Source organism: Bacillus cereus group sp. RP43 (assembly GCF_040459645.1).
Lineage (GTDB): Bacteria > Bacillota > Bacilli > Bacillales > Bacillaceae_G > Bacillus_A > Bacillus_A mycoides_C.
The window spans coordinates 4558516-4583556 of record NZ_JARVHQ010000001.1 but is presented as its reverse complement, the minus strand read 5'-3'; the positions used below and the strand labels follow the sequence as shown (position 1 = coordinate 4583556).

The window sequence follows — 25041 nt, the reverse complement described above, 5'->3', positions numbered from 1 at the left end:
AGATTTGTAGAATAGCGACATTTTCAAGCTTTCGTAGTTATACCTTATAACATCTAGAATCGACTTCCAAAGGAAAGTATTTCAACAGGGCGTTTCAAAAATATGTACAGCAACGCAGTTTTGAAAACGGATTCACAATTGTGTTGTACAGTTAGTTGTAAGGAGAGGGGAAACTATGACAGAACAGACAGTCCGTGTAACCGTTGATGGTAAAGAATTTTTCGCATCAGGTGAAAAGACGATACTCCAATTATTTAACGAAAGTGATTTAGAACATCCTCAAATTTGTCATGTACCAGAGGTAGATCCTATTCAAACTTGTGATACATGTATTGTAGAAGTGAATGGAAGTTTACTGCGTGCCTGTTCAACGAAGTTGGAAGATGGTATGCATATTGAGAGGCAATCGGAACGTGCGAAGGAAGCACAAACTGAAGCGATGGATCGAATATTAGAGAATCATTTATTGTACTGTACGGTATGTGATAATAATAATGGTAACTGTAAAGTCCACAATACAGTAGATATGATGGGAATTGAAGAACAGAAATATCCATATGAACCGAAAGTAAGTGCATGCGAAGTGGATACGTCGCATCCATTCTATCGATACGATCCAAATCAATGTATTGCTTGTGGGCAGTGTGTAGAAGTATGCCAAAATTTACAAGTGAATGAAACTTTATCGATTGATTGGAGTTTAGACCGTCCGCGTGTTATTTGGGACAATGGTGTGAGTATAAATGACTCGTCTTGTGTTAGCTGTGGGCAATGTGTAACAGTTTGTCCTTGTAATGCATTAATGGAAAAAACGATGCTAGGAGAAGCTGGATTTATGACTGGTTTAAAACCAGATGTGCTAAATCCAATGATTGATTTTGTAAAAGATGTAGAGCCTGGATATAGCAGTATTTTAGCAGTCTCAGAAGTAGAGTCCGCGATGCGTAAGACGAAAATTAATAAGACAAAAACAGTTTGTACATTTTGTGGTGTAGGTTGTTCATTTGAAGTATGGACGAAAGATCGACAAATTTTAAAAGTGCAACCTGTTTCAGATGCACCGGTTAATGGTATTTCCACATGTGTAAAAGGCAAATTTGGATGGGACTTTGTGAACAGTGAAGAGCGTATTACAAAGCCGTTAATTCGCCAAGGGGATATGTTTGTTGAGGTTTCATGGGAAGAGGCTCTTGAAGTTGTTGCATCTAATATGCAACATATTAAATCAGAATATGGTAGCGATGCGTTTGGGTTTATTTCTTCTTCGAAAGTAACAAATGAAGAAAACTATCTTATGCAAAAACTAGCTCGTCAAATATATGGAACAAATAATGTAGATAACTGTTCCCGTTATTGCCAATCTCCAGCAACAGACGGTTTATTTAAAACTGTTGGTATGGGCGGAGATGCTGGAACAGTGAAAGATATTGCTGAAGCAGGTCTTGTTATTATTGTTGGTGCAAATCCAACAGAAGGTCATCCTGTACTTGCAACTAGAGTAAAGCGTGCTCATAAATTACACGAGCAAAAATTGATTGTAGCAGACCTTCGTAAACATGAAATGGCAGAGCGTGCTGATATATTTGTTCACCCGAGTCAAGGAACGGATTATGTATGGCTTGCTGGTATTACGAAATATATTATTGATCAAGATTGGCATGATAAAAAGTTCATAGCTGAAAATGTAAAGAATTTTGATGAATATAGCAAAATGCTAGAAAAGTATACGCTTGATTATACTGAGAAAATTACAGGGATTTCTAAAGATAATCTTAAAGAGATGGCTCGTATGGTATATGAAGCAGATGGTACTTGTGTACTTTGGGGAATGGGTGTAACTCAAAATACAGGAGGAAGTACAACGTCAGCTGCAATTTCAAATTTACTGCTTGTTACGGGCAACTATCGTCGTCCTGGTGCAGGTGCGTATCCGTTACGCGGACATAATAACGTACAAGGTGCTTGTGATATGGCAACATTACCGAACTGGCTTCCAGGTTATCAAGCAGTTTCAGATGATGTGCATCGTGCGAAATTTGAAAAAGCATACGGTACTACCATTCCGAAAGAACCGGGACTAAATAATATCGCAATGTTACTAGCAGCGGAAGAAGGAAAACTGCGCGGTATGTATGTTATGGGAGAAGAAATGGCTTTAGTAGATTCAAATGCCAACCATGTACAACATATTTTAGCGAATTTAGACTTCCTCGTTGTTCAAGATATGTTTTTATCGAAAACAGCTCGTTTTGCCGATGTTATTTTACCGGCAGCACCAAGCTTAGAAAAAGAAGGAACATTTACAAATACCGAACGTCGTATTCAAAGATTGTATGAAGTGTTGAAGCCACTTGGTGATTCTAAGCCAGATTGGTGGATTTTACAAAAAGTAGCTCGTGCACTTGGCGGAGACTGGAATTATGGAAGTCCAAGTGAAATTATGGATGAAATTGCATCGCTTGCTCCGTTATACTCACAAGCAACGTATGACCGTTTAGAAGGCTGGAATAGTTTATGCTGGGGTAGCCATGATGGTAGCGATACACCATTATTATATGTAGATGGATTTAACTTCCCGGATAAGCTAGCTCGTTTATCATTAGATGAATGGGTACCACCAGTAGTAGCACCAGATGAGTATGATTTACTATTAAATAATGGCCGTATGCTAGAGCATTTCCATGAAGGAAATATGACGAATAAGTCAGCTGGTATTTTATCTAAAGTGTCTGAAGTATTTGTTGAAATTTCACCTGAACTTGCTAAAGAACGTAATGTGAAAGATGGTGGTCTTGTAGAATTAGCATCACCATTTGGAAAGATTAAAGTACAAGCGCTTGTTACAGATCGTGTAACTGGAAATGAGTTATATTTGCCGATGCATGCGACAGTAAATGAAGAGGCAATCAATATTTTAACAGGAACAGCGACAGACATTTATACGTGTACACCAGCTTATAAACAAACGATGGTGAAACTGCGCGTATTACGTGAAAAAGGAAATCGTCCGTTACCATCTTCAAACCCGAGAGATAAAAAACGTCATCCGCAAAATGGTGTTGAAATCGAGCAAAAGTGGCAAAGAAAACAATACGTATCACTTGTGGACCAGAATTAGGGGGCGGAGATCATGGCAAAAGAGATTACTTTAATTAAAAAGAAGGTTGTAACAGAAGAAGAAAAGAAACAGCAAGTAACAGCTGAACTGTTAAATGATCTAGCTGAAAATAGAGAAGCAGTAGAAGAGACGATGCAGCTATTAGCACAGTTGCAAAAAGCTGGAATTTTGGATGCAGCAATTAGTTTACTTGCTGCGAAGGAAGATGTTTCGAAAATCGCTGTGGAGCAATTAAATCGTGAACCAGTTAAAAATGCACTCAACAATATGATGGGGGCGGGGGAAGCGTTATCCTCAGTTGACCCAGAAGTAACAAAGCAAATCACATCGAGTTTAGTAACCGGATTGCAATTTGCAACAGAGGAATTAAATAGTGGTAAAAAAACAAAAGTGATGGATTTCTTTAAAGTGTTAAAAGATCCAGATATCAATAGAGCAATTACATTCGGTTTTAGCTTCTTGAAAGCATTTGGTCAAGGGTTAGAGAAAAAATAGAGTAAATGAAAAAGTGATGGCAAGTAGCCATCACTTTTTCATTGTATGTATAAGAGTGTTCATGTTAAGCGGAATATATTATTATTAAAAAGATGGGTTGGAAATGGAAATATGGAATCCATCTCAAATATCGTTTTAGAATGTGGAGGAATATATGCAACACCGTAAAAGACTATCTATACCAGGGGTAATGGGACATTCCTTTCAAACAGTTAGATTTGCTTTTTGGAATGTATTAACCTTTCAACTTGCTTATAAATTATTAGCAGCGATTGTATTTGTCCCGCTATTTGGGATCGTTTTTAATAAGTTATTGTATTTTGGTGGTTATGCAAATGCGACGAATGATGAATTATTAGCGTTTTTAAAGACACCATACGGCATTTTGGCAATCGTAATTTTATCATTGTTAGCACTGTTTCTTATCTTTACGGAATTTGCGGTGCTTATTATCATTTCGTACTTCGCTCATAAAAGACAAAAGGTGAAATTACGTCCGATTTTATATAAAACCGTAACGTATTTACCTACTCTTTTCACATATTGCTTACCAGGATTTATTTTATATGCTGTCGTATTGTTACCTCTTTTAAATATTGGATATGAAACGGCATTAATTCCGCAAATTCAAATTCCTAACTTTATTACAGGAGAACTGTTTAAGACAACGATGGGACAAGTTGGTTATTACACGTTCTTTGCTGTAGTTGCGTATTTGAACCTTCGCTGGATTTTTGTTCTACCTATTGTTGTGTTAGAGCAAAAGCCGTTTCGCACAGCAGCACGTAAAAGTGCAACGTTAGTAAAAGAAAGTTTTTTTAAAGTACTATTCTTTTTAGTAGGATTTTTTATTTCAATAGGGATTGTGTACGGTGTATTTTTTGGAATGTATTTATTGTGTCTATGGGGCATGTATGAATTTACAAATCCACAGGGAACATTTGCATTATTAGCAGAATCAACAATGTCTGTATTTTTAACGAGTACATTGTATTTATTTAGTTTTATCGTGACGCCATTTTATATTATGGCAATAACACGATTGTATTTACAAAAGGTTCCGGTTGAAGATGTTTTATTAGAAGAAGGATTAGATTATTCGAAAACAAAAGCAGATAAATGTTTCTTTCAAAAACATCGTTGGAAATTTATTGGTGTATATATTGTAGGAATTATTACTGCCGGAATGGTCGTTGCCTTCATTGTAACGTTTATTTCAAATTCATATAAAGAACCAATTATTATGGCTCATCGTGGTTATATTTCAAAAGGTGTAGAGAATACGAAAGAAGCTGTGCAGGGGGCTATTGATGCCAAAGCAGACTACGCTGAAATTGATGTACTGCAAACAAAAGACGGTGAACTAGCAGTTATACATGATTTGAAGCTAAAACGTCTTGCTAATGCTAATGTTCATGTGTCAGATTTAACGATGGAGGAGTTAAGACAGCTTACCCTTAGTCAAGATGGTTTTTCAGGACAAATAAGTACACTTGATGAGATCATTAAGCTGGCAAAAGGAAAAATCAAACTTAATATTGAAGTGAAGCTTCATGGTGGCGAAAAAGATTTCGTAAACAAAGTATTAAAAGCGATTAAAGATAATGAATTTGAGAAGCAATGTGTCATTCAAACGTTACACTATCCGCTTATTAAAGAGTTTAAACGTGCAAATCCAAATATAAAAGTAGGATATATACTGTATGCGAGTAGAGCTAACTTAAAGAATGTGAAGGCTGATTTTTATGTAGCAGAAGAATACATGTTAAATAAGAAATTAGTAAAAGAAGCAAGGAAGTTAAACAAGCCAATTTACGTATGGACGGTAAATGATATGGAAAGTTTAAAGGGATATTATAAGTTAAACGTAGATGGTATCATTACCGATTATCCTGAAGATGCACGTGAAACAATTAAGATGTTAAAAGAGCAAGAAGATCGTGAAAGTGATATGTTTGATAAAATTACTGAGACGACAGAAGATCTATTTTCAAAGTTATTTATGATCTATCCAGCTGCTGGCTAAATGCTAGTAGCTGTTTTTTTTATGAAAAGAATATATTTCTAAAGTATTGTACAAAGTAATAAGTGTATATGTATACGTAACTACTTAGTTTTTTGCATTGTTACATTATTGTCAAATAATAAATAATTACTATGCGTTTTGAATGGATATAATGTAAATAGAGTGATAGATAATGCGATGGTACGAATAACCCAATAGAATCAATGTTTCGTATATTTACACTATTCTAAATATATAAACTTTAAAAAAATGGTATGTTAGCGTTTTCATAATTTTTAAGTTATGCTAGAATAAGGACATAAGTTATTAATTATTTAAAAAAGAAAAAAGAATTCCTTTTTTCTGTTAATTATAAGGGGGCATTTCATTATGCGTATTGGGGTACCAGCAGAAATTAAAAACAACGAAAACCGTGTGGCAATGACACCAGCAGGTGTTGTACATTTAGTTCGTAACAATCACGAAGTATTCATTCAAAAGGATGCAGGTGTAGGATCTGGTTTCACAGATGCTCAGTATGTTGAAGCGGGAGCAAAAATTGTTGATACGGCTGAAGAAGCTTGGAACATGGAAATGGTTATGAAAGTTAAGGAACCAGTTGAAAGCGAATACAAACACTTCAGCGAAGGTTTAATCTTATTCACATACTTACACTTAGCTCCAGAACCAGAATTAACAAAAGCGTTAATTGAAAAGAAAGTTGTTGCTATCGCATATGAAACAGTACAATTAGAAAACCGTTCATTACCATTACTTGCACCTATGAGTGAAGTAGCTGGTCGTATGGCTGCACAAATCGGTGCGCAATTCCTTGAGAAAAACAAAGGCGGTAAAGGTATCTTACTTGCAGGTGTTCCAGGAGTTAAACGTGGTAAAGTAACAATTATCGGTGGTGGACAAGCTGGTACAAATGCTGCTAAAATTGCAGTTGGACTAGGTGCGGATGTAACAATCATCGACTTAAGTGCAGAACGTCTTCGTCAATTAGATGACATTTTCGGAAACCAAGTAAAAACTTTAATGTCTAATCCTTACAATATTGCAGAAGCTGTAAAAGAATCTGATCTTGTAATCGGTGCAGTATTAATCCCAGGTGCAAAAGCTCCAAAACTTGTAACAGAAGAAATGATTAAATCAATGGAACCAGGTTCTGTTGTTGTAGATATCGCGATTGACCAAGGTGGTATTTTCGAAACAACTGACCGTATTACAACTCATGATAACCCAACTTATGAAAAACACGGCGTTGTTCATTATGCAGTTGCAAACATGCCAGGTGCGGTTCCACGTACATCAACTCTTGCATTAACAAACGTAACAGTACCATATGCAGTACAAATTGCTAACAAAGGCTACAAAGAAGCTTGCCTAGGCAACACTGCATTATTAAAAGGTATTAATACATTAGAAGGCTATGTAACATTCGAAGCAGTTGCAGAAGCTCACGGTGTAGAGTACAAAGGTGCAAAAGAATTATTAGAAGCAGAAACAGTATCTTGCTAATAGCAGCATTATACAAAAAAAAATCGAACAATATATAATACAACATGATAAGAGCTAAGAGATAATACCTCTTAGCTCTTCTTAGTAAAAGGGGGCATTCATCGTGGCCAACCTATTCAAAAAGAAATCCGTTACGCAATTGTTAGGGGAAAGTCAAAGTAAAACTTTGACGAAAACGCTAGGGGCATTTGACCTAACAATGCTAGGGATTGGTGCGATAATTGGTACAGGAGTTCTAGTATTAACGGGATTAGTAGCAGCAAGAGATGCTGGTCCAGCAGTTATTTTTTCATTCATGATTGCAGCAATTGTTTGTGGATTTGCAGCTTTATGTTATGCAGAGGTTGCATCTACACTTCCTGTTTCAGGTAGTGTATACACATATTCATATGCAACAATTGGTGAGTTTGTTGCCCATTTAATGGGATGGACATTGTTATCCGTATATGTCGTAACAACTGCCGCAGTAGCTGGCGGATGGACAGGTTATTTCAATAATTTAGTGAGCGGATTGGGACTTGAAATTCCTAAAGCATTGTTAACGATTCCATCGCAAGGTGGTATGGTGAACTTACCCGCAATTATCGTTACGTTAGTGATAACTTGGTTATTATCACGAGGTACAAAAGAAAGTAAGCGTGTGAATAACATAATGGTATTAATTAAAATTGGTATTGTTGTTTTATTCATTGCAGTTGGTGTATTCTACGTGAAACCAGAAAACTGGATACCATTTGCACCTTACGGTTTAAGTGGAGTGTTCGCAGGGGGAGCAGCAGTATTCTTCGCTTTCTTAGGATTTGATGCATTAGCAACTTCTGCTGAAGAAGTAAAAAATCCGCAACGTGATCTACCAATTGGTATTATTGCTTCGTTAGTTATTTGTACAATCATTTATGTTGTAGTTTGTCTCGTTATGACAGGTATGGTTTCTTATAAGGAATTAGATGTACCTGAAGCTATGGCATATGTGTTAGAAGTTGTAGGACAAGATAAAGTGGCTGGTGTAATTGCTATTGGAGCTGTAATCGGTATTATGGCTGTAATTTTCGCTTACATTTATGCGACAACACGTGTATTCTTCGCGATGAGCCGTGACGGTTTATTGCCAAAATCTTTCGCGAAAATTAACAAGAAGACTGAAGCGCCAACATTTTCAGTTTGGTTAACAGGAATTGGTAGTGCTTTAATTGCTGGATTTATCGATTTAAAAGAATTGTCGAATTTAGCGAATATTGGAGCGTTATTAACATTCGCAATGGTTGGTGTAACTGTTATCATTCTTCGTAAAACGCATCCGAAATTACAACGCGGATTTATGGTACCACTTGTACCAATCTTACCGATTATTTCAGTTGCATGTTGTCTATTCTTAATGGTAAATTTACCGTTAAAAACATGGATATACTTCGGTGTTTGGTTGGCAATTGGAGTAGTTGTATACTTTGTATATTCGAAAAAGCACAGTCATCTAAAAGAAGATGGAAGTTCGCAAGATAATTTAGAAAAAGCTAATTAAAGGGATATAAGATAGTAAGCCTTGTGCGTCTAGGGAGCGCGCAAGGCTTTTTCTTTTGGGGAAATAAAGGGGGTCAATGTTACTTTGTCGAACTTTTTATGTCGGAATATGAAAAAGGGGTGGAAAGATGGAGACGAAAGTTGTCGTTGGAGCAGAGGGATATAATAATAATCCAGGTTGGTTACATACGAGTGAAGAAGAATTAAATTTATTAAGAAGAGAAACGTGGCTTAATAAATTTCAGCCTAATTCTTTATCGGTAATTTTAGCTGAACATGTATGGGAGCATTTATCGTATGAAGAAGGTATAGAAGCAGCTAAAATATGCTTTGATTTTTTACAAGATGATGGTTATATTCGTTGTGCAGTGCCGGATGCATGTTTCCCCAATGAAGAATATCAGCGTGGTGTGCAAGTGGGAGGACCCGGTCCGTTAGATCATCCAGCTGCAAGTCATAAAATTGTACATAACTATAAAACGATTGTATCAATGTTTGAAGCAGCGGGTTTTCAAGTAAAGTTGCTAGAGTATTGCGATGAAAATGGAGAATTTCATTATAATGATTGGAATGAGCAAGGAGGTTTTATTTATCGTTCGAAGCGCTTTGACCATAGAAATCAAGATGGAAAGTTAGGATTCGCTTCGTTAATTGTGGATGCAGTGAAAGTTAATAAATAAGAAAAGGATGTACGATATTCGTGCATCCTTTTTGTATGAAGATCATGATAGATGCTGAAAATATTTATAGGTGTATTTTGAAATGTGAACGAAATGTTCAAAAAAATGTATGGAAATTCGTTGACACATATGAATGGACGCTCATATAATAAAGGTATAAGATATATGAATAGTTGTTCATATGTTCAAATGAAGAGGTGAGCTGTGATGGCTGAAAATAAAGTAGAAACGCAACAGGAAGCATGTTCTCAAACGGTAATTCACGAGGAAATCGTGGATCAAGTAAAACAAACAATTCCGACTGATGAAAGTTTAAGTAAAGTAGCAGAATTATTTAAAGTATTAGGTGACCGTACACGTACGAGAATATTACATGCATTATTTGAAGCTGAAATGTGTGTTTGTGATTTAGCTTATTTATTAGGAATGACGCAATCTTCAATCTCACATCAGCTTCGTGTATTAAAGCAAGCAAAGCTTGTAAAGAACCGTAAAGAAGGAAAGGTAGTTTATTATTCATTAGCTGATCAACACGTAATTCATATCTTCGAGCAAGCGTTTGAACACGTAAACGAGGAAGAATAAAAAAGCGAGGAGGGAGAACGATGGCAGAAGCATTAGTGAAAAAGAAACTTATGCTAGAAGGTTTAGATTGTGCAAATTGTGCAATGAAAATTGAAAAAGGTGTTGGGAATATAGAGGGAGTAACATCTTGTTCCGTAAACTTCGCAACAAAAACGATGCTTTTAGAAACACCACAAAATAAAGAAAATCAAGTTGTTACGGAAGCAAAGCAACTTGTTACAAAATTAGAACCGCATATTAAAGTACAAGAAGAACAAAAAACAAAATCAATAAAAGAAGTATTTGTATTAGAAGGCTTAGACTGTGCAAATTGCGCAATGAAGATTGAAAATAAGGTAAAAGAAATGCCAACAGTTTCAGAAGCGACTGTTGATTTCGTATCAAAGAAATTAAGAGTAGAAGTTGCAAATAAAAGAGAGCTTGAATCGACTGTGCAAAATATAAAAAATGTTGTTCAAAAGTTAGAGCCGGATGTAAAAGTTGTTCGTGAAGAGGAAAAAGGACACGACCACGGTCATGATCATGGTGATGGCAATGTGAAAAAGATGATAGGACGATTAGTAGTCGGTGGAATTTTGACAGGAATTGCTGCATTAGCCGGATTGCCGCAAATGATAACAATTCCATTATTCGTCCTTGCGTATTTATTAATAGGTGGAGATATCGTTTGGAGAGCGGTAAGAAACATAACTCGCGGCCAAGTGTTCGATGAAAACTTTTTAATGGCAATTGCAACTTTAGGAGCTTTCGCGATTCAACAATATCCAGAAGCGGTAGCAGTTATGCTATTTTACCAAGTAGGGGAACTGTTCCAAAGTATTGCAGTAAATCGTTCTCGAAAATCAATTACGTCATTAATGGATATTCGTCCTGACTATGCGAATGTGAAAGTAGGAAACGAAACGAAACAAGTATCACCAGAAGATGTGCAAATTGGTGAGTATATTATCGTAAAACCAGGTGAAAAAGTACCGTTAGATGGGAAAGTAGTTGAGGGAACATCAATGATGGATACTTCAGCGTTAACAGGTGAGTCTGTACCGCGAGAAGTAGAAGTTGGTAATGACGTATTAAGTGGTTTTGTAAACCAAAATGGTGTATTAACTGTTGAAGTTACAAAAGAGTTCGGTGAATCGACTGTATCGAAAATTTTGGACTTAGTACAAAACGCAAGTAGCAAAAAAGCGCCAACAGAGAACTTTATTACGAAATTTGCACGTTATTATACTCCTGTTGTAGTTATAACAGCAGCAATAATGGCATTTATTCCACCCCTTATTTTAGAAGGTGCTACATTCTCCGATTGGATTTATAGAGCTTTAGTGTTCTTAGTAATCTCTTGTCCATGTGCGCTCGTTGTATCGATTCCTCTTGGATTCTTTGGTGGTATTGGTGGGGCATCTAAAAGTGGTATTTTAGTAAAAGGAAGTAACTATTTAGAAGCATTGAATGATGTGAAATATATCGTTTTTGATAAAACAGGAACATTAACAAAAGGCGTCTTTAAAGTTACGAAGATGGAGCCTAGTGAAGGTATTACGGCTGAAGAGCTATTAGAATATGCAGCATTTGCAGAAGTATATTCTAATCATCCGATTGCACAATCTATTCGAAATGCATATGGAAAATCAATCGATGAAAATACTATTGAAGACTATAGTGAAATTTCTGGTCATGGTACGGTTGTAAAAGTACAAGGAAAAGAAATTTTCGCAGGTAATGCTAAATTAATGAGAAAAGAAAACATTACATTTAAGCAACCAAATACAGTAGGTACACTAGTTCATGTTGCTGTAGATGGTAAATATGCAGGTTATATTGTTATCTCTGATGAGGTAAAAGAGGATTCTAAACAAGCCATTCAAAAGTTAAAAGAACTAGGTATTAAGAAGACAGTCATGTTAACTGGTGATGCAAAATCAGTTGGTGAAGCTGTTGGTAAAGAATTAGGTTTAGATGAAGTTCATGCCGAATTATTACCACACCAAAAAGTAGAAGAAATCGAAAAAATTGATGCAGCAAAACGCGGTAAAGAAAAGATTGCATTCGTCGGTGATGGTATTAATGATACACCAGTACTAGCAAGGGCGGACGTTGGTATTGCGATGGGCGGTTTAGGGTCAGATGCAGCAATTGAAGCTGCTGACATCGTTATTATGACTGATGAGCCTTCAAAAATCGCGACAGCTGTAAAAATTGCAAAACGTACACGTAGTATTGTATGGCAAAATATTATATTTGCATTAGGTGTAAAAGGGCTAGTTTTATTACTTGGTGCCTTTGGTATTGCAACAATGTGGGAAGCGGTCTTCTCAGATGTTGGTGTTACGCTACTTGCAGTTTTAAATGCAATGCGTGTACTGAGAGTGAAAGATTTATAAAAATAAGCGAGGGCGCGATTACGCCCTCGCTTATTTTTATTATTTTACCGTGTTATTGAGGGTGACTGTTGGTAATATAATTTGAAAAAAACAGAGAAGGAGAAACTTCTCTGTTTATTTTTGTATATTTTTTGCAACCTTTTCTCGAACAGTTTGAATGTAATTCATTTTATGATCCCAACATTCTTGGCTTAAATCTACAGGGTACTCTTCAGGATTTAAAGTTCGCATATATTCTTCCCAAAATAGTGAGAGGCTGTGTTCGTTATACTTTTGAATATCTAATATATTAGGTAATTCATACGTTCTTTTACCGTTAACGAAAATATCTTGATGCAGTTCGCGTGCTTCGAAGTTTGTTACGAATTTACTTATATATGTATGAACAGGATGGAACATTTTTAAACGTTCTTCTTTTCCGGGTTCTTCTGACTCTAAAGCAATAAAATCGCCTTCTGCATGATCGTTAACACGGTTAATAATACGGTAAATTCGTTTAAGTCCTGGGGTTGTAATTTTTTCAGGATTAGATGAAATTTTAATCGTATCATTTAATTTTCCATCGGTATCTTCAATAGCGACTAGTTTATAGACAGCACCTAATGCTGGCTGTTCAAAGGATGTAATCAACTTTGTGCCAACACCCCATACATCAATTTTTGCCCCTTGAGATTTCAAGTGCATAATCGTATATTCATCTAAATCGCTAGAAGCGATAATTTTTGTGTTTGTAAATCCAGCTTCATCAAGTTGTTTTCTTGCTTCCTTTGATAAATATGCCATATCACCACTATCCAGGCGAATGCCATAAAAATCGATACGATCCCCGAACTCTTTTGCAACACGAATCGCATTTGGAACACCAGATTTTAATGTGTCGTATGTATCGACGAGAAATACACATTTTTTATGTGTTTCAGCATATTTTTTAAACGCAACATATTCATCACGATATGCTTGAACGAAAGAGTGGGCATGTGTGCCAGCTACAGGGATGCCAAAACGTTTCCCTGCGCGAACGTTACTTGTAGATGAAAACCCACCAATAAAGGCAGCGCGAGTGCCCCAAAGGGCAGCATCAAACTCATGAGCACGTCTTGTACCGAACTCTAAAAGTTCATCATTATTTGCAGCATGCTTCATACGTGCAGCTTTTGTAGCAATTAATGTTTGGTAATTTACAATATTTAAGAGGGCGGTTTCAATTATTTGTGCCTCGCCAAGCGGTGCATCGACACGTAATAAAGGCTCATTATTAAAAACAACTTCACCTTCTTGCATACTACGAATCGTGCCAGTAAATTTCATATTTTGTAAATAATGAAGGAAATCTTCTTCAAATTGCAGCTCTGCTAAATAAGCGATATCACTTTCGGTAAAGCTGAAATTTTCTATGTACTCTACAATTTTTTCAAGCCCAGCAAAAACAGCATAGCCGTTTTCGAATGGAAGCTTTCGAAAGTATAGATCAAAAACAGAACGGCGAGTATGAATACCATCTTTCCAATATGTATAAGCCATGTTGATTTGATATAAATCTGTATGTAAGGCGTAACTATCGTCTTTATAATGATTCATTGCGAAAACACCTCCGTAATTTGATTATAGTATACCAATTTTCCCCCTTTCGTAGCAAAGAAGTAATAGGGATTGAAGTCAAGAGAGAAAAAAATGAAATAATGCATATTTTTTAGAAAATTTACATTTATCAATTTATATTTCTCTAGATTTTATGTATTATTAGAGTAATGGGGGTAATGAGAATGGAGGAGGACAATGCAACAAACATTAGAAAAAATAGGCAAGCAAGTTTTTTATAAACGGCTACAGCAAAAAATGACACAAGAAGAATTATGTCAGGGCATTTGTTCTGTCTCATACTTAAGTAAGATCGAAAATGGGAAGATAGAAGCATCAGAAGAAATTCTACAATTGCTCTGCACAAGACTAGAAATTGCTGTGACGGATTTGAGAGATGTAGAAGAAGATGTGAAAGTGAAGTTGGACGAGTGGTTGAATGCACTAGTTCATTTGGACAAGCAACAAGTAGAACGCATATACGAAGAGTTGCAAGGTGAAATGAAGCATGTGTTGGATTTTGAAATTATAAATTATTATAAACTGCTTTATACACGTTATTTAATTATGAAAAGGGAGATTTTAGCTCTTGAAGAAGAATTAGAGAGATTAAAGAAAGTCTACAAAAAGTATTCTCCATTTCAGAAGTTATTATATACGTACAGTAGAGGGTTATTGTGCTGTTTGCAGTATAGATGGAAGGATGGACTAGACTACTTATTAAAAACAGAAGTAATGGCCAAGGAACAAGGGTATCATGAAACGGGTATGTACTATAATATAGCGCTTGCATATACTCACTTAGATATTCATCACCTTGCAATTCATTTTGTGAATATAGCATTAGAAGGATTTCGTAGTGAATATAAGTTTAGAAATATAATTAATTGCCAGATACTTATTGCGGTAAGTTACACAGAAAAGGGGCAGTATGAAGAGGCTTTAAGAATGTACGAGAGTATATTGAGGGAGGCCACATCTTTTGCGGATAAGGATGTACTTTTAGCTATTACTTTAAGCAATATGGGAAGTATATATTATAAAAAAAGCAAATATCAGCAGGCGAAGAAATATTATTTGGATAGTCTACAACTTCAAAAACAAATAGATTTAAACTATCTAGATACAATATATGAACTGGCATTAGTGTGCATTAAATTAGAAGAATTAGAAGAGGCAAAGGAATGGATTGATAAGGGAATTGTTGCAGCAAAACAAGAAGAGAGATTTAATGCAAAGTTATATTTGCTTTTAATTCTTAGATATAAACATTTTGAAGAAGCAAAAGATTATAAAGTATTTTTGGAAAATGAGGCTATTCCTTTGTATAAATCTGCGGGAAATAAAATAGAATTAAAGAAAGTATACGTTGAACTCGCAGAACATTTCGCTAGTTTATCGAGATTTGAGGAAAGTAATCGATATTATAGGTTAGTTATTGATTTGATGAATGATAATAAGGAGGAGTAAAAATGAAAAAGATGGTATTTGGAGTATTAGCGTTTATAGTGACTCTTACAGTTGCTGGAGGAATACATCAGTATAGTAGTAAACCCGATATCGTTGGCCAACAAGCTAAAACGGTTCAACAAATTAATTCATAACAAAAACCCCTTTCCAACTGGAAAGGGGTTTTTTCAATATTTGTTCCTCAAAATTCTACAAAACTTGAGAAAACAATTATTTGAATTTTTAGTATATTAATAGTGGAAACATAATGCTAATATGAAACTACTCGTTTTCAAATTTTTTTATTAGGGGGAAGTTTATATGAAAAGGAAGAGTTTAGCGTTAGTGTTAGCGACAGGAATGGCAGTTACAGCGTTTGGAGGGACAGGCTCTGCATTTGCGGATTCTAAAAATGTACTCTCTACTAAGAAGTACAATGAGACGGTACAGTCACCTGAGTTTATTTCTGGTGATCTAACTGGAGCGACTGGTAAGAAAGCGGAATCTGTGGTGTTTGATTACTTAAACGCAGCAAAAGGTGATTATAAGCTAGGGGAAAAGAGTGCGCAAGATTCTTTCAAAGTGAAACAAGTGAAAAAAGATGCAGTAACTGATTCAACAGTAGTACGTATGCAACAAGTTTACGAGGGAGTACCTGTATGGGGGTCTACTCAAGTAGCTCACGTAAGTAAAGATGGTTCTTTAAAAGTATTGTCTGGAACAGTTGCGCCTGATTTAGACAAGAAGGAAAAGTTAAAAAACAAAAATAAGATTGAAGGCGCAAAAGCAATTGAAATTGCGCAACAAGATTTAGGAGTAACACCTAAATATGAAGTGGATCCAAAAGCGGACTTATATGTATATCAAAATGGTGAAGAAACGACATATGCATACGTTGTGAATTTAAACTTCTTAGAGCCAAATCCAGGAAACTATTACTATTTCATTGAAGCGGAAAGCGGTAAAGTGTTAAATAAATATAATAAACTTGATCATGTAACGAATGATGATAAGTCACCAGTTAAGCAAGATGCTCCTAAACAGGAAGCGAAAGCGGTTGTAAAGCCTGTAACAGGGACGAATAAAGTTGGAACTGGTAAAGGTGTATTAGGAGATACGAAATCGCTTAATACAACGTTATCTGGATCGTCTTACTATTTACAAGATAATACGCGCGGAGCAACAATTTTCACATATGATGCGAAAAACCGCTCAACATTACCAGGAACATTATGGGCAGATGCAGATAATGTTTTCAATGCAGCGTATGATGCAGCGGCAGTAGATGCTCATTACTATGCAGGTAAAACATATGATTACTATAAAGCTACATTTAACAGAAACTCTATTAATGATGCAGGAGCACCATTAAAATCAACAGTTCATTACGGAAGTAAGTATAATAATGCATTCTGGAACGGCTCACAAATGGTATACGGAGATGGTGATGGTGTAACATTCACTTCATTATCTGGTGGCATTGATGTAATTGGCCACGAATTAACGCATGCTGTTACAGAAAACAGTTCAGATTTAATTTATCAAAATGAATCAGGAGCGTTAAATGAAGCAATTTCTGATATTTTTGGTACTTTAGTAGAATTCTATGATAACCGTAACCCAGATTGGGAGATTGGTGAGGATATTTATACACCTGGACAAGCAGGAGATGCACTTCGTTCTATGAGTGATCCTGCGAAGTATGGTGATCCAGATCATTATTCTAAGCGTTACACTGGTTCAAGTGATAACGGTGGCGTTCATACAAACAGTGGTATTATTAACAAACAAGCTTATTTATTAGCAAATGGTGGTACGCATTCTGGTGTAACTGTAACTGGTATCGGTAAAGATAAATTAGGTGCGATTTACTACCGTGCAAATACACAGTATTTCACGCAATCTACTACATTTAGTCAAGCTCGTGCTGGTGCAGTACAAGCTGCAGCAGATTTATATGGTGCTAGCTCTGCAGAAGTAAATGCAGTGAAGCAATCATTTAGTGCTGTTGGTGTAAACTAAGGCTTTAAAGGATAGTTATTAATAAAATACTTCAAAAATAAAGAAGGAGCATAGGCTCCTTCTTTATTTTTTTCTCCATTTTTTCCACAAATAAAACAATCCAACACAACCTGCGATTGTAATAATCCACTTAGCTTCATTTGTTCCGTTAATGACATGATATGCAGAATATACTTCAATCAATAAGGCCGGTATTTTCCCTATTGTGCTGGCAATACTGAAAGAGAGTAATGACATTTTGCCGAGAGCTGCAAATAAAGTAACGATACTGGACGGAATGAAAGGAATAAAACGAAAAGATAGGACGAGTAGAAATGCCTCTCTGCCTTCTACGTAAAGAAGACGTTCTACCTTTGGATACTTATTTACTTTATCGTGAGTGAACTTTTGAAGGCCTATGCGATAAATATAAAACGAGATAATAGCCCCTAATGCCTCACCTGCGATCGAAATGATTGTGCCATTTGTTACACCGAAGAGCTGTATATTAATGGCGGTCAAAAAAATACTAGGGATAAAACCTAAAAGACTGATGATGATGTTGATTAAGATACTAAGTGGAATTGCGAGTGAATAATAGTCTGTTAAGAAGTTTTGAATTGTTGCAGCCATTTTATAAAATCCTTTATCTTTTTTTGCATTACACCATATTTCCATTGTATAGGCAAGTACAAATTTACATAATGTAGAAAACAGTTGATAGGAAGGTGTTTTTATACCTTATATAGGTATTGGGTATATGAAAGTAGGGGTATATTTATTCTGTTTGAAAAACACTACATAAATACTATGTTTAAAGGGTTTGTGGGTATTATGATTGGTATTTTTTATCTGGGAAATAATTAGAAAAACATGGGGGTATATTTTTATGAGGGCGAAAAATAGTGATTTGATGAAATGGGGTTGGAAAATATAGTGAGATGAATGAGGGATTTTAAAACTGTATACATTTTTTCTTTGTGAAATTGACTTTTAGTGGAGTTACGATAATAATCATGGAAGAGGTGATACGATGAAACGACTAAGTAGTCTTTTCTTGAGTGGTTTATTGGCATTAATGCTGATTTTAAGTGGATGTGCAGGAAAAGAACAAAAAACAGAAAAACCAAAAGAGGATCATTCTACATCAGTAGAAAAAATTAGTGACAATATTTTAGATGAAATGGAAGGACCACCTAAAAATGGTCATACGATTGAAAGGCATGTAGGCAAATCAGAAGAGGATTTGAAGAATCGTTTGAAGACAGATAAAGTTTCAGCGGCCAGTACATACTATGATAAGGAAACAGCGACAAAGGCTGTGAAAGATAGTTTAAAACAACATGATAAAGAAATTCAGGATTGGTTAAAAAACTCTAAAGAGGCTCGCCTTGTATTGAATACAACTCATTCATTCCCAGTTGGAAAAACGGTAATAAAGAAAAATATGAATGTAAAAGACAAACTAGTAAAGACTGTTACCGTTTTAGCGAGAGATAAATCAGGAGATCTAGGATTTAAGATTATTACTTCTTATCCATCAGATAAATAAAGGGGGGAGTATATATGTATCCAACATTACAATACTTTTTAAAATCATACTGTACGTTAAGTATTCATGAGGATGAAATAGCAAGCGTGATGGAAGAGTTTATAGAGCAAGAAGATGAAGAAATTGTTTTGAAATTACGCGATGAATTAGTAAATATGAAGAAAAAGAACGCGTGGGAAGAAGCGTGCGTATTAGCTGCGAAGCAAGGAAATCGTATGTGGTCTTTAGAAGAAACGAAAGACCATCTTGAAACTTTTTTACTATTATTGCAAAAGAAAAAGGCGTGAGTAGATCACGCCTTTTTGTATACGCTTTTTGAAATTTGTCCGTTTGATATTATCTCATTGTTTTGGGGCACTTTTATATACGCTTTTTGAAATTTGTCCATTTGATATTACTTCACCGTTTTGTGTTACTTTTTTATACGTAACCGCTGTTATTTTATCACCAGTATTACTAATTACTTGAGAAGAAACTTCAACATTTTTACCAGTATTTGTACCGAAAATGCGAGTAGTAATACTACCTCCATTTGAAAATGCTTGAATGTAAATATGCTTACCTGTATTGTTTTTAAATTTTAAATCCGGGCCATAATCTGCCACTGCTGCATCTTGCCCAAGTGGTAAATAATTTACGGGCATAGAATGATTGCTTCGAGAAACAATTCCTAAATCTGCCCTTAAAGCTGCGCTGTATAAAGTACTACTTACTTGGCAAACGCCTCCGCCTGCACTTTGTATAACTTTACCTTGTGAATATACTGCTGCGGATTTATAACCATGTGCAGCATCAGTTACGCCAACACGGTCATTAAAACTAAACGTGTCATCAGGTGCAACAATAACTCCACTTAAAGTATTAGCTGACTTATTTACGTTATAGGACTGATTTCCATTACGGCCAGCCATTGGGGTAGAGTATTCAGCGATCACTTCTTTAATCCCCATTTGTTGTATATCTTCTGTAGAACGTTCAGGTTTTATTAGTGTAACTGGTAATGCAACATCGGATGTGCCAGAAGTAATAGCTGCGCTTGTTAAATCGGTTAATTTTCCTTTATCAATTTTTTCTCCATTTTGACTTTGGCTAATATTTACTGTAGAGCCTTCAACACTTAATTCGGCGTTGACAGGATTTTTTAATGTTTCATTATATTTATCCTTTATAAAGGTTTCGTAAGTTGTTGTATTTAATTGTGGTGTTAATTTATAGTCACGTTTTACTTCACCGTTTTCAGCTTGCTTACGCATGTTGTAACGATTCATTACGTTCCCTTCTTGTTCTTTAAAGATATTGTCGACAATATCCTTCTCTTTATAATCTACTCCTAAATCTTTCCATATGTAAGTTTGTTTATCATTTTGGAATACGTAGTTAAGAGATTTTTGATTTAATTCATTCACTTTTTGATTAACAATGGCTTGAATATCTGCTTTATTTTTTCCATCAAGAGAAATACCTTCAAATGTAGTGTTTGGTAGTGCAGTTGTATTTAGTTGATTATTTAATTTGGATACATATTGATATCCACCAACACCACCAACACAAAGTAATATGCCACCGGCAATAGCGGAACCGATCAGTATTTTGCTTAGCTTCATTTATTTCCCCCCAGAAAAAATTGTATAAATATATGTATTACATTTTTTGTATAAAAATGATGAAAATAACATTATGTACGTACTAGTATACTATTATTTTCACTATGTGTGTAATGTTTTCATAAAAAATGTTACACTGTTGTAATAATTGTCTCTTTTTGTCACAATATGCATGAGAAATATGTTGAAAATTATAATAAAAAGGCTGCTTAGAAAAATCTAGCAGCCTTTTTATTATAATTTTTTATGCTCATTTTTATTCGTAACACCGAGATGTTCTTGAAGTGTTGTCGATATATCATTAACACTTTTTTCGTTTGGAACGTAATAATAAATACCACCTATATATTTATCAGTACCTTCCACTTGCAATTTATCCATTTTTAAATTTGAATCCATTGAATTTTTCGCAATAGCCATCATATCATCAAAAGTTAAATTTGTTTTTAAATCTTTATCGACAGCATCTAATAGGCTTCCGATTTTATTAATGGAATTGAGAGATAGGGCTTTTTCAGCAATAGCCTCTAAAACAAGTTGTTGTCGTTGACCACGCATATAATCACTATCAATATGACGCGTTCTAGCTAGTGCAAGTGCTTCTTCTCCATTTAAATGTTGACGCCCTTTTTTTAGGTGAATTGCATCTGCTTCGTCGCTACTATTTTGTTCTGTGAACTCAACTGGAACGTCGACAGTTATACCACCTAGAGAATCAACGATCTTGATAAAGGATTTGAAATTAAATTTTACATAGTAATCAACTGGGACATCTAAAAATTTTTCTACTGTATCAATTGTGCTGTCTACACCACCAAATACGTGTGCATGTGTGATTTTATCATATTTATCACGTGATTTAATGTAGACGCGTGAATCACGTGGAATGCTAACTAGTTTAACAGATTTATCATTTTTATTAATTGTTGCAAGTAGTAATGCATCTGTACGAGTCGCTTTTCCGTAACCTTTTTCCCTGATATCACTTTCATCAACACCCATGATCAAGACAGAAATATTATCAGTCATAGGTTTAACAACTTTTTCACGTTTGTTGGATTTATCTCCTCGGCCGAGTTCAGAATAGGCGTTGCTTAAGACGGATTTTGCTTTACTGTATATATGGAAGGAGTAGCCTCCTGCTCCCATTGCTACAATAAGTAAGGGAATAAGAAGGAACCAAAGTAGGCGCTTTTTCTTTGAGCGTCCTTTTTTGGCTCGAGTGTCGTTGTTAATGTCGGATTTCATCATTTTTTCTCCTTTAAAACAATCAAAGTGTATACATCTAGAAGCGTATTAAAACACATAAAAAATATTGTACGCTAAATAAAAGGTATTGTACATGTATAAAAAATAGATGTCTTGATTATTTATAAGACACCTATTCGTTATTGTATACAAAAGACAGGGATAAGAAAATGATAAAATTTTACCTAATTAAAGCATAATACTTACAATAATCGCAGATAAAATGCTAACAAGAGTAGCTCCGTATAGTAATTTTAGGCCAAAGCGGGCAACGACATTTCCTTGTTCTTCGTTTAACCCTTTTACCGCACCGGAAATAATTCCAATGGAAGAAAAGTTAGCAAAAGAAACGAGGAAGACAGAAATAATACCGACTGTACGGATAGAGAGCGTGCTGGAAATTTTACTAAGATCCATCATTGCTACAAATTCATTTGTTACAAGCTTCGTTGCCATAATGCTACCAGCTGTGACAATTTCAGAACTTGGTACGCCGATAAGAAATGCAATAGGGGCGAATACATAGCCTATTATTTGTTGGAAAGTAACTCCAAATATAATGAGGAATAGGTCATTAATACAACTCATTAATGCGACGAATCCAATGAGCATAGCACCGACGACAATTGCTACGCGAAAACCATCAAGAATGTATTCTCCAAGCATTTCAAAGAAACTTTGTTTTTCCCCTTTTATTACCAAAATGTCTTCATCATCATTAACGTCGTAAGGATTAATAATGAGTACGATAATAAAACCACTAAATAAATTGAGAACGAGTGCGGTTACTACATATTTTGGTTCAATCATTGTCATATAGGCACCAACAATGGACATAGATACTGTTGACATAGCAGAGGCGCAAAGTGTATATAGTCGATGTTTTGGAATTTGGGCTAATTGTTTTTTAACCGTAATAAAAACTTCTGATTGGCCGACAATAGCGGAAGCGATGGCGTTGTAAGATTCTAATTTCCCAAGACCGTTTATTTTACTAAGAAAGAAACCAATCCAACGAATAAAGAATGGTAGTATTTTGAAATGTTGTAATATACCAATTAAGACGGAGATAAAGACAATCGGTAATAATACGTTAAGGAAAAATGGCATTTCCCCTTTATTTGCAAGGCCACCAAATACAAAGTTTATACCACTGGCAGCATACTCAAGTAGCCTCGTAAACAGGTTGGAAATTATCGTAATAAGTATGAGACCAATTTCTGTATTTAATAATAAATAGGTTAAAATTAACTGTATAATAAGCATGATGAAAATTGGTTTGAATTTAATGTGTTTTTTATTGTTGCTAGCAATGTAAGCAAGGAAAAAAACAACGATAAGTCCAACGAAAAAAGTGATAAATTTCATAGTAAGCCCCCTAAAAGAGATATTCTGATATATATGTTTTTCATTTAAAGTGAGAATATGCATGTTTGGTGAAGAGAGGAATAGAGGAATCATGAATATATGTAGAGTACATCACGTTGCAATTATTTGTTCAAATTATGAAGTGTCAAAGGATTTTTATACACGAATATTAGGTTTCAAAGTGAAGAATGAAGTATATAGAAAGGAACGAAATTCTTATAAGTTAGATTTATGTGTAGGAGGAGAGTATCAAATTGAATTATTTTCATTTCCAAGTCCGCCTGACCGCACAAGCTTTCCAGAGGCTGCTGGACTTAGACATTTAGCTTTTGCGGTTACTGATATAGAAGAAGCTGTTAAACATTTAAATCGATGCGATGTTGAGACGGAATTGATACGTGTTGATGAGATAACGGGAAAAAAATTCGTCTTTTTCCAAGATCCTGACGGTTTGCCATTAGAATTGTATGAGGGCTGAAAATTGGTGAATTTTATATAGGGTTGCTTTCAAGTAAATGAAGAAACTAAAGTGAAACTTCTTTATTTAAAGGAGGTGTAACTTTAGCTAAGAAAAGCTAAAGGACATATGTGGATATTTTAAAATTATTGATGGTAGCTGTTCTTATTGCGCTGACAGGTTTCTTTGTAGCTGTAGAGTTTGCAATTATAAAGGTGCGTAGCAGTCGTATCGATCAACTCGTTAGTGAAAAAAGACGAGGCGCATTGGCAGCTAAAAAAGTAACTTCAAATTTAGATGAGTATTTATCGGCATGTCAGTTAGGAATTACGATTACTGCTTTAGGGCTCGGGTGGTTAGGAGAACCGACGATTAAACATTTACTCGAACCACTGTTTTTAAAATTGGATTTATCTCCTGCAATTGCAAGTACAGTTTCATTTATTATTGCATTTGCAGTTATTACGTTTTTACATGTTGTAATTGGTGAACTCGCTCCAAAGACTTTTGCAATCCAAAAAGCAGAGCAAGTTAGCTTATTATTATCAAAGCCCCTTATTTATTTTTACCGAGTTATGTATCCATTTATTTGGGCTTTAAATGGCTCTGCACGATTTGTGACAGGCTTATTTGGCTTACATCCAGCTTCTGAACATGAAGTTGCACATTCTGAAGAGGAATTAAGATTAATCTTGTCTGAGAGTTATGAAAGTGGCGAGATTAATCAAACTGAATTTAAATATGTAAATAACATCTTTGAATTTGATAACAGGGTAGCAAAGGAAATCATGGTACCTCGTACTGAAGTTGTTGGTTTATATGAAGATGAGCCGTTTGAGACACATATTAAAGTAATCGCACAAGAAAAATATACGAGATATCCAGTATTTGGTGAAGATAAAGATGAAATTATTGGGATGGTTAATGTAAAGGACTTGTTTATTCGTTATATGGATGGTAATCGAGATGAAGAGTGTTCGATTACACCATATACACGTCCAGTTATTGAAGTGTTAGAAAATATCGCAATCCATGATTTACTATTGCAAATGCAAAGAAGGCGCATTCCATTAGCTGTATTATATGATGAATATGGTGGCACAGCAGGGATTGTTACATTGGAAGATATTTTAGAAGAAATTGTTGGAGAAATCCGAGATGAATACGATGAAGATGAGCATCCACCTATAGAACATATAAGTGAAGTGTGTAAACTTGTAGAGGGGAAAGTGCTTATTAGCGAAGTAAATGATTTATTTGGCATACATTTGGTTGCTGATGATGTTGATACAATTGGTGGTTGGATTATGGTACAAAAGCAAATCGTTGCTGAGGGAGATATTATTGAGAAACACGGCTTTTCTTTTAAAGTTCTTGAAAAGGATATGCATCAAATTAAGCGAGTTGAAATAAAGAAAGTAGAAGAATGAATGGATTTTCTATTATATTAACTTTAATAAAAGGGATATATAGAAAAG

Annotated in this window: 20 protein-coding genes; 15 read left to right on the top strand and 5 right to left on the bottom strand. The window is 35.2% G+C overall.

The window, feature by feature from the left end; genetic code table 11:
- The first annotated feature begins 175 nt into the window (after positions 1–175).
- The 8 genes from fdhF to QCI75_RS23820 all read left to right on the top strand — a co-directional run bounded on the left by fdhF (position 176) and on the right by QCI75_RS23820 (position 12306).
- A complete protein-coding gene (gene fdhF / locus QCI75_RS23855) occupies positions 176–3118 on the top strand; it encodes a formate dehydrogenase subunit alpha (RefSeq protein ID WP_353761297.1) in 2943 nt (980 codons plus the stop codon).
- 12 nt (positions 3119–3130) lie between these two features.
- The gene (locus tag QCI75_RS23850; protein ID WP_144506147.1) at positions 3131–3613 is read left to right on the top strand and encodes a helical membrane plugin domain-containing protein; all 483 of its coding nucleotides are present in this window, start codon (positions 3131–3133) and stop codon (positions 3611–3613) included.
- A gap of 154 nt (positions 3614–3767) precedes the next feature.
- Complete coding sequence (locus QCI75_RS23845) at positions 3768–5639, top strand: glycerophosphoryl diester phosphodiesterase membrane domain-containing protein (RefSeq protein ID WP_144506148.1); 1872 nt, start codon at positions 3768–3770, stop codon at positions 5637–5639.
- A gap of 369 nt (positions 5640–6008) precedes the next feature.
- Positions 6009–7142, top strand: coding sequence for an alanine dehydrogenase (gene ald / locus QCI75_RS23840; RefSeq protein ID WP_016097200.1), 1134 nt, complete (start codon positions 6009–6011; stop codon positions 7140–7142).
- Between the two features lie 103 nt (positions 7143–7245).
- Positions 7246–8661, top strand: coding sequence for an amino acid permease (locus QCI75_RS23835; RefSeq protein ID WP_144506149.1), 1416 nt, complete (start codon positions 7246–7248; stop codon positions 8659–8661).
- A gap of 127 nt (positions 8662–8788) precedes the next feature.
- Complete coding sequence (locus tag QCI75_RS23830) at positions 8789–9340, top strand: class I SAM-dependent methyltransferase (protein WP_144506150.1); 552 nt, start codon at positions 8789–8791, stop codon at positions 9338–9340.
- A 207-nt stretch (positions 9341–9547) separates the two neighbouring features.
- Entirely contained in the window at positions 9548–9925 is a 378-nt protein-coding gene (locus tag QCI75_RS23825) for an ArsR/SmtB family transcription factor (protein WP_002010461.1), read from the top strand.
- Between the two features lie 20 nt (positions 9926–9945).
- Positions 9946–12306: a heavy metal translocating P-type ATPase gene (locus QCI75_RS23820; protein ID WP_353761295.1), complete on the top strand. Its 2361-nt coding sequence runs from the start codon at positions 9946–9948 to the stop codon at positions 12304–12306.
- Between the two features lie 114 nt (positions 12307–12420).
- Here the strand turns inward: QCI75_RS23820 and QCI75_RS23815 are convergent, their stop codons facing one another.
- Positions 12421–13884 (bottom strand): nicotinate phosphoribosyltransferase, encoded by a 1464-nt coding sequence (locus QCI75_RS23815; protein ID WP_353761293.1) that lies wholly within the window; start codon positions 13882–13884, stop codon positions 12421–12423.
- A 198-nt stretch (positions 13885–14082) separates the two neighbouring features.
- Between QCI75_RS23815 and QCI75_RS23810 the strand changes: the two genes are divergently transcribed.
- The 3 genes from QCI75_RS23810 to QCI75_RS23800 all read left to right on the top strand — a co-directional run bounded on the left by QCI75_RS23810 (position 14083) and on the right by QCI75_RS23800 (position 17355).
- On the top strand, positions 14083–15354 hold the full coding sequence (locus QCI75_RS23810) for a tetratricopeptide repeat protein (protein WP_144506153.1): 1272 nt from the start codon (positions 14083–14085) through the stop codon (positions 15352–15354).
- A 2-nt stretch (positions 15355–15356) separates the two neighbouring features.
- On the top strand, positions 15357–15488 hold the full coding sequence (nprX, locus tag QCI75_RS23805; protein WP_002174820.1) for a quorum-signaling peptide NprX: 132 nt from the start codon (positions 15357–15359) through the stop codon (positions 15486–15488).
- Between the two features lie 166 nt (positions 15489–15654).
- Positions 15655–17355, top strand: a complete 1701-nt coding sequence (locus tag QCI75_RS23800) for a M4 family metallopeptidase (protein WP_353761291.1) — start codon at positions 15655–15657, stop codon at positions 17353–17355.
- Between the two features lie 63 nt (positions 17356–17418).
- On the opposite strand, the gene QCI75_RS23795 is transcribed toward QCI75_RS23800, so the two are convergent.
- Positions 17419–17967, bottom strand: a complete 549-nt coding sequence (locus QCI75_RS23795) for a TVP38/TMEM64 family protein (protein ID WP_144506155.1) — start codon at positions 17965–17967, stop codon at positions 17419–17421.
- Between the two features lie 400 nt (positions 17968–18367).
- Here QCI75_RS23795 and QCI75_RS23790 point away from each other — a divergent pair, with 400 nt between their 5' ends.
- Both QCI75_RS23790 and QCI75_RS23785 read left to right on the top strand, forming a co-directional pair.
- Positions 18368–18886, top strand: coding sequence for an RNase A-like domain-containing lipoprotein (locus QCI75_RS23790; protein ID WP_105586146.1), 519 nt, complete (start codon positions 18368–18370; stop codon positions 18884–18886).
- Between the two features lie 14 nt (positions 18887–18900).
- Complete coding sequence (locus QCI75_RS23785) at positions 18901–19173, top strand: hypothetical protein (protein WP_144506156.1); 273 nt, start codon at positions 18901–18903, stop codon at positions 19171–19173.
- Positions 19174–19227: 54 nt separating this feature from the next.
- Here QCI75_RS23785 and QCI75_RS23780 read toward each other — a convergent pair whose 3' ends face one another.
- The 3 genes from QCI75_RS23780 to QCI75_RS23770 form a co-directional block, all read right to left on the bottom strand.
- Entirely contained in the window at positions 19228–20490 is a 1263-nt protein-coding gene (locus QCI75_RS23780) for a VanW family protein (protein ID WP_144506157.1), read from the bottom strand.
- Positions 20491–20724: 234 nt separating this feature from the next.
- Positions 20725–21741, bottom strand: a complete 1017-nt coding sequence (locus tag QCI75_RS23775; protein ID WP_337692282.1) for an LCP family protein — start codon at positions 21739–21741, stop codon at positions 20725–20727.
- Positions 21742–21927: 186 nt separating this feature from the next.
- Complete coding sequence (locus QCI75_RS23770) at positions 21928–23106, bottom strand: NupC/NupG family nucleoside CNT transporter (protein WP_353761290.1); 1179 nt, start codon at positions 23104–23106, stop codon at positions 21928–21930.
- Positions 23107–23197: 91 nt separating this feature from the next.
- Here QCI75_RS23770 and gloA2 point away from each other — a divergent pair, with 91 nt between their 5' ends.
- Positions 23198–23584 carry an SMU1112c/YaeR family gloxylase I-like metalloprotein gene (gene gloA2 / locus QCI75_RS23765; RefSeq protein WP_144506438.1) on the top strand — a complete coding sequence of 129 codons (387 nt, stop codon included), beginning with the start codon at positions 23198–23200 and terminating at the stop codon, positions 23582–23584.
- 110 nt (positions 23585–23694) lie between these two features.
- The gene (locus QCI75_RS23760) at positions 23695–24993 is read left to right on the top strand and encodes a hemolysin family protein (protein WP_144506439.1); all 1299 of its coding nucleotides are present in this window, start codon (positions 23695–23697) and stop codon (positions 24991–24993) included.
- The last annotated feature ends 48 nt before the right edge of the window (positions 24994–25041 follow it).